A 16,392-nucleotide genomic window follows, 5' to 3' on the forward strand; every position below is an offset into this window, starting at 1 on the left:
CCGGCCTCACTGCGAGGCCCGTCCATGCCAACCATCGCGGTCTCGCTGTCACCCCCCATCAAGGACAGCAACATGACCGAACGCTTCAGCCAGTCCCTGCGCCGCCGCAGCGAGCCGACCTGGTCGGCGGCCGTTGGCCACCGCTTCGTCACCCAATTGTGCGATGGCAGCCTGCCGGACCCGATCATGGTCGACTACCTGGTGCAGGACCACCGCTTCCTCGACAGCTTCCTGACCCTGCTGGGCGCGGCCATCGCCACCGCCGACACCTTCGAGGCGCGCCTGCGCTTCGGCCGCTTTGCCGGGATGATCTCCAGTGACGAGAACACCTACTTCCTGCGCGCCTTCGAGGCCCTGAGGGTAAGCCCCGCGCAACGCAGCGAACCGGCCGACACCGTGCCAACCGCAGGCTTCAAGGCGATCATGCGCGAAGCGGCGGCCACCCGGTCCTATGTGGCCGCGCTGGCGGTGCTCAACGTCGCCGAAGGCCTGTACCTGGACTGGGCGCTGAAGGCGCCAAAGCCGATGCCGGACAACTTCGTCCACGCCGAATGGATCACCCTGCACGACAACCCGGCATTCCAGGACTTCGTTGCCTTCCTGCAAGCCGAACTCGACCGCGTCGGCCCGCAGGAAGCCGCGCTGGCGGCTGACTTCTACCAGCGCACCGTGGCGCTGGAGCTGGCCTTCTTCGATGCCGTCTACCCGGAGGACAAATGAGCATGGATATCTTCGACCGCCTCAAGGCTGCTGCCACGCCGCAATGGAACAGCTACGTCGACCACGAGTTCGTGCGCCAGATGGGCGAGGGTACGCTGAGCGAAGCCGCCTTCCGCACCTATCTGGTACAGGATTACCTGTTCCTCATCCAGTTCGCCCGCGCCTGGGCGCTGGCCGCCTACAAGAGCCGACGCCCGGCCGACATCCGCGCCGCGCAGGCCGGGTTGGCGGCGATTCTGGATGAAACCGAGTTGCACTTGCGCCTGTGCGCACGCTGGGGCCTGACCCAGGCGGATATCGAAGCCGCGCCAGAACACCAGGCCACGGTTGCCTATACCCGCTATGTGCTGGACTGCGGTGCCGCGGGTGACCTGCTGGAGTTGCATGTGGCCTTGGCGCCTTGCGTGATCGGCTACGCCGAGATTGGCCGGGCGCTGTCCGAGCGCATTGGCGATCTGAGCAATCACCCGTACCGCGAGTGGATCGCCGAGTATGCCGGTGAAGGCTACCAGGGTGTCGCCACCGCGGCGCGCAAGCATCTGGACGAGCTGGCAGCGCGGAGCATGACCGAGCAACGGTTTGCCGAGCTGGTGGGGATTTTCGGCCAGGCGTCCAGCCTGGAGGCGGACTTCTGGCAGATGGGCTTGGCTAGCCAATAGCGCACTGCATGACCCTGCGCGGACTCTTGTAGGAGCGGCCTTGTGTCGCGAAAGGGCTGCGAAGCAGCCCCAGGATTTCAGCGCAGATGCACAAATTGCTGGGGCTGCTTCGCAGCCCTTTCGCGACACAAGGCCGCTCCTACAAAGGTCCGCGCTAACCGGGCAGATGAGATTTCGGCCACTATGCTGGTAGGGCCACCCGCAAAGCCCAGGGAGAAGCATCATGAACATCATCAACGCACGCCTGCGCGGCAAGCCCGGCCTGTTCCGCATCGAGCTCAGCGGCGAACGCATCGCCGCCATCGTGCCCCAGGCCGAAGGGGTGGCGACGCGCGCTGCCGATGACCTGGATGCCGGGCAGAACCTGGTGGTGGCGCCCTTCATCGAACCGCACATCCACCTGGACGCCACGCTCACAGCCGGCGAGCCGCGCTGGAACATGAGCGGCACCCTGTTCGAAGGCATCGAGCGCTGGGCCGAGCGCAAGGCGATCACCACCCACGACGACATCAAGAACCGCGCGAAAAAGACCATCGGCATGCTGGTGGACCATGGCATCCAGCATGTACGTACCCATGTCGATGTCACCGACCCCACTCTGACCGCGCTGAAGGCCATGGTCGAAGTGCGTGACGAAGTGCGCCACCTGCTCGACCTGCAGATCGTCGCCTTCCCCCAGGAGGGTATCGAGTCTTATGCCAATGGCCGGGCGCTGATGGCCGAAGCGGTGGCCATCGGTGCCGACGTGGTTGGCGGCATCCCGCATTTCGAGAACACCCGCGACCAGGGCGTATCGTCGGTCAAGTTCCTGATGGACCTGGCCGAGCGTACCGGCTGCCTGGTGGATGTGCATTGCGACGAGACCGACGACCCGCAGTCGCGCTTTCTCGAAGTACTGGCCGAAGAGGCGCGGGTGCGCGGCATGGGCGCCCGGGTGACAGCCAGCCATACCGTGGCCATGGGCTCGTACGACAATGCCTACTGCTACAAGCTGTTCCGCCTGCTAAAGCAGTCGGGTATCAATTTCGTGTCCTGCCCGACCGAGAGCATTCACCTGCAAGGGCGTTTCGACAACTACCCCAAACGCCGCGGCGTCACCCGCGTGGCCGAGCTCGACCGGGCCGGGATGAACGTGTGCTTTGGCCAGGATTCCATCGTCGACCCTTGGTACCCGCTGGGCAATGGCAACATCCTGCGTATTCTCGAGGCCGGCCTGCACATCTGCCACATGCTTGGCTACGAAGACCTGCAGCGCTGCCTGGACCTGATCACCGACAACAGCGCCCGCACCCTGAACCTGGGCGAGCGCTACGGCATCGAAGTGGGGCGGCCGGCGAACCTGTTGCTGCTGTCGGCGCCGGACGATTACGAAATGGTGCGCAGCCAGGGGCATGCGCTGGTGTCGGTACGCTACGGCAAGGTGCTGATGCGTAGAACGCCTGCCAGGGTTGAACACTACACCTGACGCTCCCTGCGTCAGCTTTTGCAGCGCCCCGCCGGCTTGAAGCCGAGCGGGGCGTTTTGCTGTCTGGCGTACTGTTTTATTCCCTTGCACGGCCCTCATGAACCACTCACATGCGATAAGCCGTGATTATTCCACCATAGGAAATGTTTGCATGGGCAATGGCATGTCTCCATAATTGGTACGTAATTACATGGTACATAACACGTTACAAAATCGTAGGAGCAAGCATGGCCCGGGGCGGTATCAACAAGGTTGTAGTGCAGCAGGCGCGTCAGGCGCTGATTGCCCGGGGCGAGAACCCCAGCATCGATGCCATACGTATCGAACTGGGCAACACCGGCTCCAAGACCACGATTCACCGCTACCTGAAAGAGTTGAATGGCCAGCAGCCTGTGGCCTCCGAGGGCGGCATTGCGCTGAGCGACGTGCTGAGCCGAATGGTCGGGCAGCTGGCAACCCAGTTGCAGGACGAGGCCGACCTGAAGATCGAGCAGGCCGAAAGCGCCTTCACTCGACAGCGCGAACAACTGGAGGCGCAGCTGGCGATTGCCCAGCAGGCACTGGCTGCGGCGCATCAGCAGCATCAGATTGACGCGGCCGCGCTGGCGGCCGAATCGGAGAAACTGCTCTCCACCCAAAGCACCCTGCAGGCCGAACAGCTGCGCAGTGCCAGCCTCAACCAATCGCTGGGCGAGCTGCAGGTGCGCCTGGCCGACAAGGACGAGCAGGTCAAATCACTGGAAGACAAGCACCGTCATGCCCGCGATGCGCTGGAACACTACCGCAACGCCAGCCGCGAACAGCGTGAACAGGAACAGCGCCGCCACGAAGCGCAACTGCAACAGTTGCAGGTGGAAGTACGCCAACTGCAGCAGGGCATGATCGTCAAGCAGGACGAGCTGACCCGCCTGCACCGCGACAACGAGCGCTTGCTGGGTGAGCATCGCCAGGCTGCCAGCGCCTGCAGGGCGCAGGATGAATTACTGGAACAGCGTGATGCGCAGATCCAGGGCTTGCGCACGATCCTGGCCCAGGCGCAGGGTGCCAGCGAGGAAATGCGTCGGCAGCTGGATGTGCAGGCCCAGAATCTGGAGGCCAGGCGCGACTTGTGCACGGTACAGGCTCGCCAGCTGCAGCAGCTCGAGGAGCAGCTGAAGCAACGTGATGAAGCGTTGGTTCAATGCCGTGCCCAACTAGCTGTGGATACAGATTAATCAAACTTTTCCTGGCCGGTGGTTTCTTCCCTAGACACTCACCGGAGAAAGCCTCATGCCTGAACCACAACAGCCAGAAAAACATCCCCAAGGGCCCCATTCGTCCGAGCAGGCGAACAAACGCCAGGACTTGGGTTTCGACCCCGATTCGCCAGATGTGGAGGATCCGCAAGTCGACCCTCAAGGGCCTGCCAAGCCACCGCGGGACGTCGAAAAATCACCGTGAAGGTAGCATTTGTCGCAAAGGGCCGCTAAGCGGCCCCCGCGATCAACACGGCACTGCTTGGGGCAGGCTGTCTCAGGCAAGCTACGCTCGCTTGACTCAGGACTCTGCCCGCCTGGCTGCCTCCACGCCCGCAGCCGAGAGTTTGATGGGGTAGTTCACGCTGATCTGATGGTCGCTGCTCACCGCCACGCTGCCATCCTGAATCAAACCGGCCTCCTGCAGCGTCTTGAGCATACCGGCCACGGCCTTCTCGCCCCGGTAGTTGTCCAGCACTTCCTTGCCGAGACCCTGGGGGTGAGCATGCAGCAGGCGAGTCAGCACTTCGGCTTTCAATGCATCGTTACTCATGGCGGGCCTCACTTGGCGTGTTTGGCCTGAAGCGCCTTGGCATGCTCCAGATGCTGTTCTAGCTTGGGCAGGGTTTCGCTGGCAAAGGCCTTCAATTCAGCCTTGTCGGACGATGCCGCTTCCTTCTTGAACAGCTCCACCGCATTTTCGTGAGCTTCGACCTGGTTGTTGACGTAGGACTTGTCGAACGACTCTTCCCGCCATTCCAGGATCATTTTCTTGACCTTGTCGGTTATTGCCGCCTCATCGGGTACGGATATATCGAGCTTGCGAGCGATGTCGCCGAGTTTCTGATTGGCCTGGGTGTGGTCGGTGACCATCTGCTGGGCGAAGGTCTTGATTTCGGCATTCTGAGTTTTTTCCAGAGCCAGCTTGCCGGTGACCACTTCGGCAATACCGGCCTCGGTGGCCGCTTCGACGAAGTCATCGGAACTCGCTGCCATCGCGTGTACCGATGCCAGGCCCAACACCATGGAAAAACCGACGCGCTTGATGAAGAGACTGCTCATGCTTCACTCCTTAAACCGTGGCGCGACCTCAGTGTCGCGTACGGTTGAGGGTGAATGGGCGGCAAAGGTTTAATCTTTTTCCTGGCCGGCTGCGCCCAGGTGGTGCTGAACTATAGTGAAAGGCGGCGAACGCGGTATGGCTAGGGATTTCAATGTGTGCAGCCAGGAAACAGGATGAAGACGGGTTCTTCGCGATAACAGGCGAGGGCCGCGCCGTGGCGCTGTTCCGCCTGGTACTGGCGTTCATGCTGGTGGTGATGCTGACCTTCGTCGTGGTGGAAGGCTGGCGTATCTGGCGCGACTACCGGCACGCCTTCACCAACGCCGAAAACATGGTCACCAACCTGGCCCGGGCCACGGCGCAGCATGCCGAAGACGCCATCCGCCAGGTCGACGCAATTACCGCGGCGCTGGCCGAGCGCCTGGAAGGCGACGGCTTCGAGCACATCGACCGGCCGCGTCTGCATACCTTGCTGGTGCAGCAGAAAAGCATCATGCCGCAGTTGCACGGGTTGTTCGTGTATGGCCCGGATGGCAGCTGGATCGTGACCGACCAGGCGGTGGTCCCGCCCAATGCCAACAATGCCGACCGCGACTACTTCATCTACCACCGCGACCATACCGACCGTGGGGTACACATCGGTTCGGTGGTGCGCAGCCGTTCCACTGGCGACCTGATCATCCCCATTTCACGGCGCCTGCAATATGCCGATGGCAGCTTCGCCGGGGTGTTGCTGGGCACCATCAAGGTGGAGTGGTTCGTGCGCTACTACGGCGACTTCAAGATCGATGAACGTGGCGCGCTGGTGCTGGCCAAGCGCGACGGCACCATCCTGGTACGGCGGCCGTTCGTCGAGCAGGTGGTGGGCCGCAGCCTGAGCAGCAGCGAGATCTTCCGCAAGCACCTGCCGTATGCAAGCGAAGGGGTGGCCGAGGCGGTCGCCGTGGTGGACGGCACGCCACGGCTGTATGGCTTTCGCGCGCTGGGCAGCTACCCGTTGGTAGTGGAGGCGGGCTTGTCGCGGGAGTCGATCGTTGCGCCCTGGCGACACGATGCGATCAAGTCGGTGGCGGTCTTGCTGCTGTTGCTGGTGGGGCTGGCGGCCTTTGGTGGCGTGGTGTTGCGCCAGTTGCGCGAGCGTATCGTCATCGAGCGGGCGCTGCACCAGGCACACCAGACCCTGAAGGCCCTGGCACTGACCGACAGCCTGACCGGCCTGGGTAACCGCCGGCGGCTGGATGCAGTGTTCGAGCCGGAGCTGCGCCGGGCGCGACGCCAGGGCTATCCGCTGGCGCTGGTGATGCTCGACCTGGATTACTTCAAGGCCTACAACGACCGATACGGGCATCCCGCGGGCGACCAGTGTCTGCGGCGCTTTGCCGAGGTGCTGCAGCAGGCACTGAAGCGGCCGGCCGACCTGGCTGTACGCTATGGCGGCGAGGAGTTCACATTGCTGCTGCCTGATACCGATGTTCGCGGGGCGGAACTGCTGATGCAGGAAGTGCAACAGCTGTTGCGTCGGCAGCCGCTGGAGCATGCGGGCAGCCCACTGGGGCGGGTGTCGTTCAGTGCGGGGATTGCCGTGGGTGACCTGGCGCGGGAGGGAGTGACGGCCGAGCGCCTGATGGCGGCAGCGGATGCGGCGCTGTACCAAGCCAAGCGCCAGGGGCGGGATGGGTATTGTGTGGCAGAAAGTTCGGTGGTGAGTGTAGAGGAATGAAGGCTTTGGGTTGCCTGTACCGGCCCCATCGCCGGCAAGCCAGCTCCCACAGGTAATGTGCATCTCTTTGGCAATGCGCGGTCCCTGTGGGAGCTGGCTTGCCGGCGATGGGCTGCAAAGCAGCCCCGGGGGTCTAGTTATCTACGCCAAGGCGCATCGCACAACGGCCCTCAAGCCCATGAGCACGCTCCTCGGCCAGAATCTGCTGCAAGCGTGCATCCAGCAGCCCCTCATCAATCACCTCGAACCCCAACCGCGCATAGAACGGCGCATTCCACGGCACATCGGCAAAGGTGGTCAAGGTCAGCTCCCGCACCCCCGCCTGGCGCGCCGCATCGGCCACCTGCTGCAGCAGCTTGCGCCCGACGCCTTGCCCCTGGGCCTCCCGACGCACCGAAACTTCATGAAGATGCAGCGCCTGATCCTCGAACCGGGCACAGGCAAACCCCAGAATGCGCCCATCCGGCCCCTCGGCCACCCAGCTCCCGCCAGCTTCGACAAATGCCTGATGGGTGCCGCAGTCCATCACATCTCCTTGCGCCAGCCATGCCAGCGCCGGCCGGGCGGCAAAGGCCTGGGCAGCCGAGCGTTCGACGCCCGGCAGCCATTGAATGTCTTGCTCGAGGGTAGGGCGAATGCGCATGAAGAAGTCCTTTCGTTCTAGTCTGCCGCCAGCACCTGCGGCTGCAATTGCCAGCGCACCGAGCTTACACCTTTCTCCAGGCTGACCCGGCTGACCAACCGCTCCAGTTGTGCTGGTGCCTGCGCGGTGCCGAGCAGTTCGGCGCGTACTTCCAGGCGTGCGGGGTTCGCCAGGTCTTCGCTGTGCAGTGACTGCAGGCGCAGCTGCGGGTCGCCCAGGCTATGCAACATCAGGCTGCGGACCTGGATCTCGTCCTCGGCGCGGCAGACGATGCGCACCTCGAAGTGCTGTTCCACCTCGCTCGCCGGCACCACTCCCTGGCGGTCCAGGCGCTGGGCAATGTCACGCAACAGGATATTGGCACACAGCACCACCAGGCTACCCAGCGTCGCTTCCAGCAGCAGCCCGAGGCTGCACAGCACGCCGACCGCGGCCGTGCACCACAGCGTGGCGGCGGTGTTCAGGCCACGTACGTTGAACCCGTCGCGCATGATCACGCCGCCACCAAGAAAACCGATGCCCGATACCACGTACGCGGCGATACGCGACGCATCGGTGGGCGCCATGCCCGGCACCGCCTGGGTCATCAGCACGAACAGGCAGGCACCGGTGCTGACCAGTGCATTGGTGCGCAGCCCGGTCAGGCGCTGGCGCAGTTGACGTTCGGCGCCGATCAGCGCCCCCAGCAGCAGGGCGATGCTGACACGCAGCAGAAATACTTTCCAATCCATAGCAAACCTCTTCCACGGGCACACGCCCGCAAGAACGCCATCAGCTGGCGCGGTTGAAAAACCAGAAAATGCGCAGGACCACGAAGGGGGAGGAAGAAGAGGGGGATTACAAGAAACCACCGTCTTGCCAGGCCGGCCAGACAGTGCAGAGACACTGCCGGACTAGCGCGCCACGTGGGCCTGTCGCATGCGACTGGGGCTACTGTCCAATGCAGATCTCCTGTTCAGGGATGCAAAATTGCGCCGCGGACCTTACGCCCCGTGGCAGGCCAGGTCAAGGGCAAAAACATGACAATGGCTTCATCCGCAATGGGCCTGCTACCGGTCACGCCTGCATGGAAAAAAATGCGGGCAATCGGTACCCTTGCGCCTTCCCTTGCCATCCCCCGGACCGTTCCATGCTGTTCAATCTCGCCGTGCTGTTCGGCACCCTGGTGGCCATGGAGGGCGTTGGCACGCTGGCTCACAAGTACATCATGCATGGCTGGGGCTGGTGGCTGCACCGCTCGCACCATGAGCCGCAACTGGGCATGCTCGAAACCAATGACCTGTACCTGGTGGCCCTGGGGCTGATTGCCACGCTGCTGGTGGCCTTGGGCAAGGGTGGCCTTGCGCCCTTGCAGTGGGTGGGTGGCGGGGTGGCGGGGTACGGCGTGCTGTATGTCGTGGCCCACGACGGTTTCTTTCACCGGCACTGGCCACACAAGCCACGGCCGGTCAACCGCTACCTCAAGCGTTTGCACCGCGCGCACCGGTTACACCATGCGGTGAAGGGGCGGACGGGGAGTGTGTCGTTCGGGTTTTTCTATGCACCGCCGTTGAAGGTGCTGAAACAGCAGTTGCGGCGTAAGCGCAGCCAGTTGTGACAGGGACTGGCAGAGCAGCCCACGATGATGCAACTGCAAATGACTCATTGAGTCAGCAGGGACCCTGTGGGAGCGGCTTCAGCCGCGAACACCGGCGCAGCCGGTGCCATGCACCGAGTTGGATTCTTCGCGGGTAAACCCGCTCCCACAGGGTACGTGGAAAGGCCCTCAGTTCACTGTTTCACCCTTGGGCTGCGCCGCCACATGCCCGCGGCTCACCCACCAGCCAAACGCCGCCGCGGTGAAGAACATGATCAGGCTGTACAGCGCCGCCGGCACCGCCATGGTGGCGTTGTTCAGCAGCGAAGGGCTCAATGCCAGGGCAATCGCCAAGGTGCCGTTGTGGATGCCGATCTCCATGCCGATGGCAATCGCCTGGCGCTTGGGAATGTTCAACAGGCGCGGCACCCAGTAGCCCACGCTCAGGCTCAGCAGGTTGAACAGCAGCGCGGCCAGGCCCACCACCGGCGCGTACGCAACCACGGTCTGCCAGTCCTTGGCCAGCGCCAGGACGATGGTGAACGCCAGGAACAACGCGGCCACCAGCTTCATCGGCTTCTCCATACGCGCGGCAAAAGCGGGTGCGAAGCGGCGAACCAGCATGCCCAGCGCCACCGGTAGCAGGACGATGGCGAACACCTGCATCACCTTGGCAAATTGCAGCGGTATGGCCTGGTCCGATGCCATGAACCAGCTCAGCGACAGGTTCACCAGCAGTGGCATGGTCAGGATCGCGATCAGCGAGTTGACCGCCGTCAGGGTGATATTCAACGCCACATCGCCATGGGCCAGGTGGCTGAACAGGTTCGCCGTGGTGCCGCCAGGCGAGGCGGCCAGCAACATCAACCCCACCGCCAGGGCCGACTCCAGGCCAAAGCCGTTGGCAATCAGGAAGCACACCAGCGGCAGCAGCAGGATCTGGCAAACCAGGCCTACCACCACCGGCTTGGGGTATTTCACCACGCGGGCGAAGTCGGCCAGGGTCAGCGATAACCCGAGGCCGAGCATGATGATGCCCAGGGCCAGCGGCAGAAAGGCGGTGAGCAAAGGTGAGGCAGTCATGGGCGGTCTCTCGGGCGAAGGATCCCGAGCAGTGTAGGTCGGCCCTGATTGATAGCTAATTGCAAAGCGCCAGCCCTTGGTAACCGTTTGTTACCAAGCGCAGCGGCCAGCGAGGCTGTATGCCGCGTTGCAGTAGGCCTGCAGGCGCAGTAGCATTCCCGTTTTTACCGAGGATTAGCCTGTCATGCCGTTCCAGCAAGGTCTGCTTGCCACCCCGGTGCCGGCCCACGCCCGTCACCTGTTCTTCACCCTGCAGTCGCCCGAGGCCCTGCCTGCCGCGCTGGATGCCTTGCTGCCGCAGGTCGATGGCGAACAGCTGATCCTGGGTGTCGGCGCCCCGCTGGCCAAGGCCCTGGGCCGTGAAGTACCTGGCTTGCGCGCCTTCCCGCAGCTGGATGCTGCAGTGGAGAACCCCAGCACCCAACACGCCCTGTGGCTGTGGCTGCGCGGCAACGAGCGCGGCGACTTGCTGCTGCGGGCCCAGGCCCTGGAGCTGGCATTGGCACCGGCCCTGCGCCTGGCCGACAGCGTCGACGGCTTCCTGCACCGTGGCGGCCATGACCTGACCGGCTATGAGGACGGCACCGAAAACCCGGTGGACGAAGAGGCCGTGCAAGCGGCCATTGGCGCCGATGGCTCCAGCTTTGCCGCGTTCCAGTTGTGGAAGCACGACCTGGAGTACTTCAAGTCGCTGCCCCAGGCCGACCAGGACAACATCATCGGCCGTCGCCTCAGCGACAACGAAGAGCTCGAGGACGCCCCCGAGTCCGCCCACGTCAAGCGCACGGCCCAGGAAAGCTTCGAACCAGAAGCGTTCATCGTCCGTCGTTCGGTGGCTTGGGCAGACCAACGTGGCGCTGGCCTGGCGTTCGTGGCCCTGGGCCACAGCTTCGATGCGTTCGAGGTGCAGCTGCGGCGCATGAGCGGCCTGGAGGACGGCATCATCGACGGCCTGTACCGCTTCAGCCGGCCACTGACCGGTGGTTACTACTGGTGCCCGCCCATGAGCGAGACGGGTGTCGACCTGAGCCTGCTGCTGCAAGCCTGATCGCTAAACATCCAGATACAGAAACACCGGACGCAGCGGGGTACAGCGGCTAGCCTTGAAAGTTTCCGCTTCGTGACGGGAGCTTTTCCATGTACGCACGTCGTGATGTCCTACGTGCGGGTGCTACCTTGGGCTTGCTGGCCGCCAGCCCCTGGTTGCACGCCGCTGCCCCGGCGGGCTTGCTGACCCGCAACGTGCCGAGCACCGGTGAAGCGCTGCCGGTGATCGGTGCCGGTACCTCCGGCAGTTTCGAAGTGCAAGCCGGTTCGGCCCAGTACCAGCAGCTGAAAGTTGTACTGAAGGCGTTCTTCGAAGGCGGTGGCCGGGTCATCGACACCTCGCCCAACTACGGCGGCGCCGACAGCATTCTCGGCCAGCTCCTGGAAGAGGGCGGCTGGCACCGGCAGTGCTTCATCGCCACCAAGATCGCCGCCGACAGCCGGGCAGACGCCGAAGCGCAATGGGCCGGCAGCCTCGAGAGCCTGCGCACCGACAAGGTCGACTTGCTGCAGATCCACAACCTGCGCGACTGGCAGGCCCAGCTGCCCTATGCCCGCGAGTTGAAGCAGCAGGGCAAGACCCGCTATGTCGGCATCACCCATTACCTGAACAGTGGCCAGGACGAGGTCGCCCGCATCGTGCGCAGCGAACCTCTGGACTTCATCCAGATCAACTACTCGGTCAATGCCCCCGACGCCGCCCGCGAACTGCTGCCGCTGTGCCAGGACAAGGGCGTCGCCGTGCTGATCAACCGGGCATTCGACGATGGCCGCCTGTTCGCCCGGGTGAAGGACCAGGCCTTGCCCGGCTGGGCCGCAGAGGCGGGTATCGGCAGCTGGGCGCAGCTGTTTCTGAAGTTCGCCATCAGTCACCCGGCGGTGACCACGGTCATCCCCGCAACCAGCCGGCCCGAGCGCCAACTTGACCAGTTCAAGGCCGGGCACGGGTCGTTGCTGACCCAGGCGCAGCAACAGGCGCTGATCAAGCAGTTTGCCTGACACCATGGCAGCCTGGCGGCGGCGCCTGGACCAGGGGCTGAACATCCAGCCCGGCGAAGGGCCGGCGGTGATCGCCGGTTTGCTGCTGTTCTACCTGTTGTTCACTGGCTATTTCATGCTGCGCCCGGTGCGCGAAACCATGGGCGTTGCCGGTGGCGTGGACAACCTGCAATGGCTGTTCACCGGCACCTTCATCGCCACCGTGGCGTGCCTGCCGTTGTTTGGCTGGCTGGCCTCCAAGGTGCAGCGCCGGTACATCCTGCCCTGGACCTACGGCTTCTTCGCCAGCAACCTGCTGCTGTTCGCCGTGCTGTTTGCCAGCAATCCGGAAGCTTCGTGGACGGCTCGGGCCTTCTACATCTGGTTGTCGGTGTTCAACCTGCTAAGCATCTCGCTGGCCTGGAGCGTGCTCGCCGACCTGTTTTCCACCGCGCAAGGCAAGCGCCTGTTCGGCCTGCTGGCGGCCGGGGCCAGCCTGGGTGGGCTCAGTGGCCCCATCCTGGGCACGCTGCTGGTGGCGCCGCTGGGCCATGCCGGGTTGCTGGTGTTGGCCGCAGCGTTGCTGCTGGGCAGCATCGGCGCCACGTTGTACCTGCAACGCTGGCGAACGCGGCATCCACTGCCGGCGCAAGCCGAGCGGGCAGGTTCCCGGCCACTGGGCGGCAACCCGTTTGCCGGTGCCACTGCCGTACTGCGCTCGCCCTACCTGCTGGGCATTGCCCTGTTCGTGGTGTTGCTCGCCAGTGTCAGCACCTTCCTGTATTTCGAACAGGCACGCATCGTCAGTGAAACCTTCACCGACCGTACCCGGCAAACCCAGGTGTTCGGCCTGATCGACACCGTGGTACAGGCCTTGGCCATCCTCACCCAGGTGTTCCTCACCGGGCGCCTGGCCCGCCGCCTGGGGGTGGGCGTGCTGCTGGTGGCGGTGCCGCTGGTGATGGCTGCGGGCTTCCTGTGGCTGGCACTGGCCCCGGTGTTCGCCGTGTTCGTGGTGGTGATGGTGGTGCGCCGGGCCGGTGAGTACGCTCTGGTGCGGCCGGGGCGGGAGATGCTGTTCACAGTGCTGCCCGCCGAGGACAAGTACAAGGCCAAGAACTTCATCGACACCGTGGTCTACCGCGGCGGCGACGCGCTCAGCGGCTGGGTCAAGCGGGGGCTGGATGTGATGGGCGAGTACCCGCAACTGGCGATGTTGATCGGTACGCTGATTGCCCTGGGCTGGGCGATGACCGGAGGTTTGCTGGGAAGGCGACAGGCACGCCTGGACACCACATCGCGCGACTGACAGGCGCGCCAAATATGCTGATGCCGCTTATTTAATGCCGTTGGTCCGAACGCTTCGCATTAAACCGAATCCGCCGAAATGACCGAACTCCCAACTGGTGTACGGCAGGTAATGCCGTGCATTCCGAAGTCATACGAGGTTTAAGACCATGGCCAACAAAGAGAACAGCCGCACCGGCAACCAGCAAGGCAGCCAGGGTGGCAACAAGAACCCGGGCAACTTTGCCAATGACCGCGAAAAAGCCTCCGAAGCTGGGCGCAAGGGCGGCCAGCAATCCGGTGGTGGCCGTACCAGCGAATCGGGCCGCAAGGGCGGCCGTTCGTAAGTGAGGCTACGCAGTGCCCGGGCGATCGGGCACTGCGATTCTGCACATGAGGAGAACCCCATGCGATTGATCCCTCTGATAGCGCTGGTGGGCACGCTTGGCTTGCTGGGTGGCTGTTTCGACCGGGACAACGACCACCCGGCAAAGGATGCCGACCAGAGCAAACCTTCGCTGCAGATGCAGCAACCCGGCGACAAACCTGCTTCCCAACCTGCGCCGGACCCTGAGCCGATGCGTGGCCAGAAACCCAGCCAATAAAACGCGGACAAGGACTACGGCATGACGGTAATGACCCGCAAGACCGCCGCGGTGATACCAGCTTCGGCAAATGGGCCAAGCCTGAAGGAGCGTTACAACAAGTTGCTCGTGGCCCACGACACCACGAGCGCGGCGTGGCTGAGCGAACAATTGGTACGCGCGCAGCATTTGCCGGATGACTTGCCTGCCGATCCTGCTCAGCTGGAAGCCTGGAGCGCTAGCCATGCAAACCAGGTGGCCGAGGCCTATGCCAGTTACCTCGAGCAACGCGGCCAAGGCGCGCCGCGGCGCTATTTTGCCAACCGCGCCCAGGCGCTGTGGTTCCTGCAACAAGTGGCGCCCACCAAGGCAGTGGACGGGGCATGGCTGCACAGTACCTTGCGACAGTGGGGCGATCCGCGCTATCACGGCCTGATTCGCACCTACCTGGAAGAACTGGGCGGCGGTGATCCGCGCTACAACCATGTGCTGATCTACCAACGGCTGTTGAGCCGGCTGGGTTGCCTGGGTATGCCTGAACTGGACGACCAGCGTTACCTGCAGGGCGCCTTGCAGTTGGCATTGGGGCGCCACGGCGATGATTTCCTTCCCGAGCTGATCGGCTACAACCTGGGCTATGAACAACCACCGTTGCATCTGCTGATCACCACCTACGAACTGGCGGAATTGGGCATAGATGGCCATTATTTCCAGCTTCACGTGACCATCGATAACGCGGCCAGCGGGCATGCGCATTTGTCCATCCAGGCGCTACGCCAACTCTGCCCGGTCGACGACGCTGGCCAATTCTACCAGCGGGTACGCAGTGGCTACCGCTTGAACGACCTGGGGCTTGATACACCCAGCCTGATCAGCAGCTTCGATCTTGAGTCCGAATTGCTGTCGGCACTGGAGCACAAGCGCAATTTTGGCCAGTTCATGCATTCCGACCATTGCCGCCTGCAAAAGCGTACCGTCAACCAATGGCTGGCCGAACCCGGCGCCATGCCCGCGTTTCTGCAGGCCTTGCAGGCGCAGGGCTGGATCCGCCGTGGTGAAGCACCCGCCAACAGCCGCTGGTGGGGGCTCATCGACGGCCCCTCGGCACCGATGTATGGCGTGTTCACAGCGTATGAAAAACAACTATGGCACGACTGGATCGCGGCAGGTTGGCAAGCCCGGGGGCGCCGCGTGCTGCCTGGCAGCTGGGAGGTGCAAGTGCAATCGGATGATGCGCTTTCGACTCCTGCCGCGGACGCCGATATCGAGACGTTGATCGACACGATGTCCGGTAACCGCCATGCAACACCGGAAGGCTTGCTGGCCACTCGGCGCTATATGCGTGCTACCGGCCTTGTTCAGGAGATGACCCGCTGATGCTGCTCGATCCGCAACAGACCCAGGCTGACCAGGCAATGCTGCAACTGGGCAGGCGCCTGCGCGCCGACGGCTACCGCTTCACCTGCGTCACCCCGGCAACCCATGCTCGCGTGAATGCGCGCCCGGAAGCCGGGCAGGCCAGGACAGTGCGCGATGTGTTCGGCTGGAACCGTCCGTTCCGATCGTCACTGGTTTCTGCCGATGAGCTGGACCAGATGCGGCAGGCCCAGGTACTCGAGGAGCACGGTGATTTGCTGATCAGCCGCGTGCGCTGGTCCACGCTCGACGACCTGCTGCTGGTGCACTCTGCGTACCCCACCCAACAATCCGACGCGGTGTTTTTCGGCCCCGACAGTTACCGTTTCGCCCAAGTCATTCATGATCACCTGCAACGCACGCCGAAGCGTGTCGAGCATGCCGTGGATATCGGTTGCGGCACGGGTGTCGGCGCCTTGCTGATTGCCCGGGCGGCTCCCCATGCCCAGGTCAGCGCCGTGGATATCAACCCGCTCGCGCTGCGTTACACCGCGATCAACGCGGCATTGGCGGGCCTGAGCAATGTGTCCGTGGAGCCAAGTGACCTGCTCGGCGGCATTACCGGGCTGTTCGACCTTATCGTTGCCAACCCGCCGTACATGCTCGATGCCAGCGAACGTACCTATCGGCATGGCGGCGGTTCGCTCGGCGCGCAGCTTTCGCTGCGGATCGTCGAACAAGCCTGCGAGCGGCTCGGCTCGGGGGGCTCGCTACTGTTGTATACCGGCGTGGCGATCGTCGAGGGCCGGGACGCCTTGCTCGAAGCCATTCGCCTGCGCCTGGCGGGCCCGGCATGGTCCTGGGTGTATCGGGAAATCGACCCGGACGTGTTCGGCGAGCAACTGAACGAACCCGGTTACGAGCAGGTCGAGCGCATCGCCGCGGTGGTGCTCACAGTTACCCGCAACAGCTGAGG

General features: G+C 63.7%; 18 protein-coding genes and 1 pseudogene. 14 read left to right on the forward strand and 5 right to left on the reverse strand.

Annotated elements, in window-relative coordinates; all coding sequences use genetic code 11:
- Positions 1 to 72 precede the first annotated feature (72 nt).
- The 5 genes from C163_RS12430 to C163_RS27485 all read left to right on the forward strand — a co-directional run bounded on the left by C163_RS12430 (position 73) and on the right by C163_RS27485 (position 4,284).
- The gene (locus C163_RS12430; RefSeq protein WP_025339062.1) at positions 73 to 720 is read left to right on the forward strand and encodes a TenA family protein; all 648 of its coding nucleotides are present in this window, start codon (positions 73 to 75) and stop codon (positions 718 to 720) included.
- Positions 717 to 1,379 (forward strand): thiaminase II, encoded by a 663-nt coding sequence (gene tenA / locus C163_RS12435; protein WP_025339063.1) that lies wholly within the window; start codon positions 717 to 719, stop codon positions 1,377 to 1,379. Before C163_RS12430 ends, tenA begins: the two co-directional genes overlap by 4 nt.
- 223 nt (positions 1,380 to 1,602) lie before the next feature.
- Entirely contained in the window at positions 1,603 to 2,844 is a 1,242-nt protein-coding gene (codA, locus tag C163_RS12440) for a cytosine deaminase (RefSeq protein ID WP_025339064.1), read from the forward strand.
- Positions 2,845 to 3,071: 227 nt separating this feature from the next.
- A complete protein-coding gene (locus tag C163_RS12445) occupies positions 3,072 to 4,058 on the forward strand; it encodes a DNA-binding protein (protein WP_025339065.1) in 987 nt (328 codons plus the stop codon).
- A gap of 55 nt (positions 4,059 to 4,113) precedes the next feature.
- Positions 4,114 to 4,284, forward strand: coding sequence for a DUF6021 family protein (locus tag C163_RS27485; RefSeq protein ID WP_238066344.1), 171 nt, complete (start codon positions 4,114 to 4,116; stop codon positions 4,282 to 4,284).
- A 96-nt stretch (positions 4,285 to 4,380) separates the two neighbouring features.
- Here C163_RS27485 and C163_RS12450 read toward each other — a convergent pair whose 3' ends face one another.
- On the reverse strand, positions 4,381 to 4,632 hold the full coding sequence (locus C163_RS12450; RefSeq protein ID WP_025339066.1) for a hypothetical protein: 252 nt from the start codon (positions 4,630 to 4,632) through the stop codon (positions 4,381 to 4,383).
- Between the two features lie 8 nt (positions 4,633 to 4,640).
- Positions 4,641 to 5,141 (reverse strand): DUF4142 domain-containing protein, encoded by a 501-nt coding sequence (locus C163_RS12455; RefSeq protein ID WP_025339067.1) that lies wholly within the window; start codon positions 5,139 to 5,141, stop codon positions 4,641 to 4,643.
- 152 nt (positions 5,142 to 5,293) lie between these two features.
- Between C163_RS12455 and C163_RS12460 the strand changes: the two genes are divergently transcribed.
- Positions 5,294 to 6,862 carry a sensor domain-containing diguanylate cyclase gene (locus tag C163_RS12460; protein ID WP_025339068.1) on the forward strand — a complete coding sequence of 523 codons (1,569 nt, stop codon included), beginning with the start codon at positions 5,294 to 5,296 and terminating at the stop codon, positions 6,860 to 6,862.
- Between the two features lie 133 nt (positions 6,863 to 6,995).
- Here C163_RS12460 and C163_RS12465 read toward each other — a convergent pair whose 3' ends face one another.
- Together C163_RS12465 and C163_RS12470 are read right to left on the reverse strand one after the other, a co-directional pair.
- Positions 6,996 to 7,505, reverse strand: a complete 510-nt coding sequence (locus C163_RS12465; RefSeq protein WP_025339069.1) for a GNAT family N-acetyltransferase — start codon at positions 7,503 to 7,505, stop codon at positions 6,996 to 6,998.
- 17 nt (positions 7,506 to 7,522) lie between these two features.
- Positions 7,523 to 8,236 carry an MgtC/SapB family protein gene (locus tag C163_RS12470; RefSeq protein ID WP_025339070.1) on the reverse strand — a complete coding sequence of 238 codons (714 nt, stop codon included), beginning with the start codon at positions 8,234 to 8,236 and terminating at the stop codon, positions 7,523 to 7,525.
- 398 nt (positions 8,237 to 8,634) lie between these two features.
- Here C163_RS12470 and C163_RS12475 point away from each other — a divergent pair, with 398 nt between their 5' ends.
- Positions 8,635 to 9,102 (forward strand): sterol desaturase family protein, encoded by a 468-nt coding sequence (locus C163_RS12475; RefSeq protein WP_025339071.1) that lies wholly within the window; start codon positions 8,635 to 8,637, stop codon positions 9,100 to 9,102.
- A gap of 168 nt (positions 9,103 to 9,270) precedes the next feature.
- On the opposite strand, the gene C163_RS12480 is transcribed toward C163_RS12475, so the two are convergent.
- Positions 9,271 to 10,164 carry a bile acid:sodium symporter family protein gene (locus C163_RS12480; protein WP_025339072.1) on the reverse strand — a complete coding sequence of 298 codons (894 nt, stop codon included), beginning with the start codon at positions 10,162 to 10,164 and terminating at the stop codon, positions 9,271 to 9,273.
- A 184-nt stretch (positions 10,165 to 10,348) separates the two neighbouring features.
- Here C163_RS12480 and C163_RS12485 point away from each other — a divergent pair, with 184 nt between their 5' ends.
- The 7 genes and pseudogenes from C163_RS12485 to C163_RS12515 all read left to right on the forward strand — a co-directional run bounded on the left by C163_RS12485 (position 10,349) and on the right by C163_RS12515 (position 16,390).
- Positions 10,349 to 11,212, forward strand: a complete 864-nt coding sequence (locus C163_RS12485) for a Dyp-type peroxidase (protein ID WP_025339073.1) — start codon at positions 10,349 to 10,351, stop codon at positions 11,210 to 11,212.
- An 89-nt stretch (positions 11,213 to 11,301) separates the two neighbouring features.
- Positions 11,302 to 12,210, forward strand: a complete 909-nt coding sequence (locus tag C163_RS12490; protein WP_025339074.1) for an aldo/keto reductase — start codon at positions 11,302 to 11,304, stop codon at positions 12,208 to 12,210.
- A 4-nt stretch (positions 12,211 to 12,214) separates the two neighbouring features.
- Positions 12,215 to 13,498, forward strand: a complete 1,284-nt coding sequence (locus C163_RS12495; RefSeq protein ID WP_025339075.1) for an NTP/NDP exchange transporter — start codon at positions 12,215 to 12,217, stop codon at positions 13,496 to 13,498.
- Positions 13,499 to 13,703: 205 nt separating this feature from the next.
- Positions 13,704 to 13,823 (forward strand): annotated as a pseudogene (locus C163_RS12500) (general stress protein); the annotation flags it as partial.
- 60 nt (positions 13,824 to 13,883) lie between these two features.
- Entirely contained in the window at positions 13,884 to 14,081 is a 198-nt protein-coding gene (locus tag C163_RS12505) for a hypothetical protein (protein WP_025339076.1), read from the forward strand.
- Positions 14,082 to 14,102: 21 nt separating this feature from the next.
- Positions 14,103 to 15,437: an iron-containing redox enzyme family protein gene (locus tag C163_RS12510; protein ID WP_025339077.1), complete on the forward strand. Its 1,335-nt coding sequence runs from the start codon at positions 14,103 to 14,105 to the stop codon at positions 15,435 to 15,437.
- Entirely contained in the window at positions 15,437 to 16,390 is a 954-nt protein-coding gene (locus C163_RS12515) for a class I SAM-dependent methyltransferase (RefSeq protein WP_025339078.1), read from the forward strand. The genes C163_RS12510 and C163_RS12515 overlap by 1 nt, the downstream gene beginning before the upstream one ends.
- Positions 16,391 to 16,392 lie beyond the last annotated feature (2 nt).

The sequence above is a fragment of the Pseudomonas sp. FGI182 genome (assembly GCF_000511325.1).
In the GTDB taxonomy this organism is placed as follows: Bacteria; Pseudomonadota; Gammaproteobacteria; order Pseudomonadales; family Pseudomonadaceae; genus Aquipseudomonas; species Aquipseudomonas putida_Z.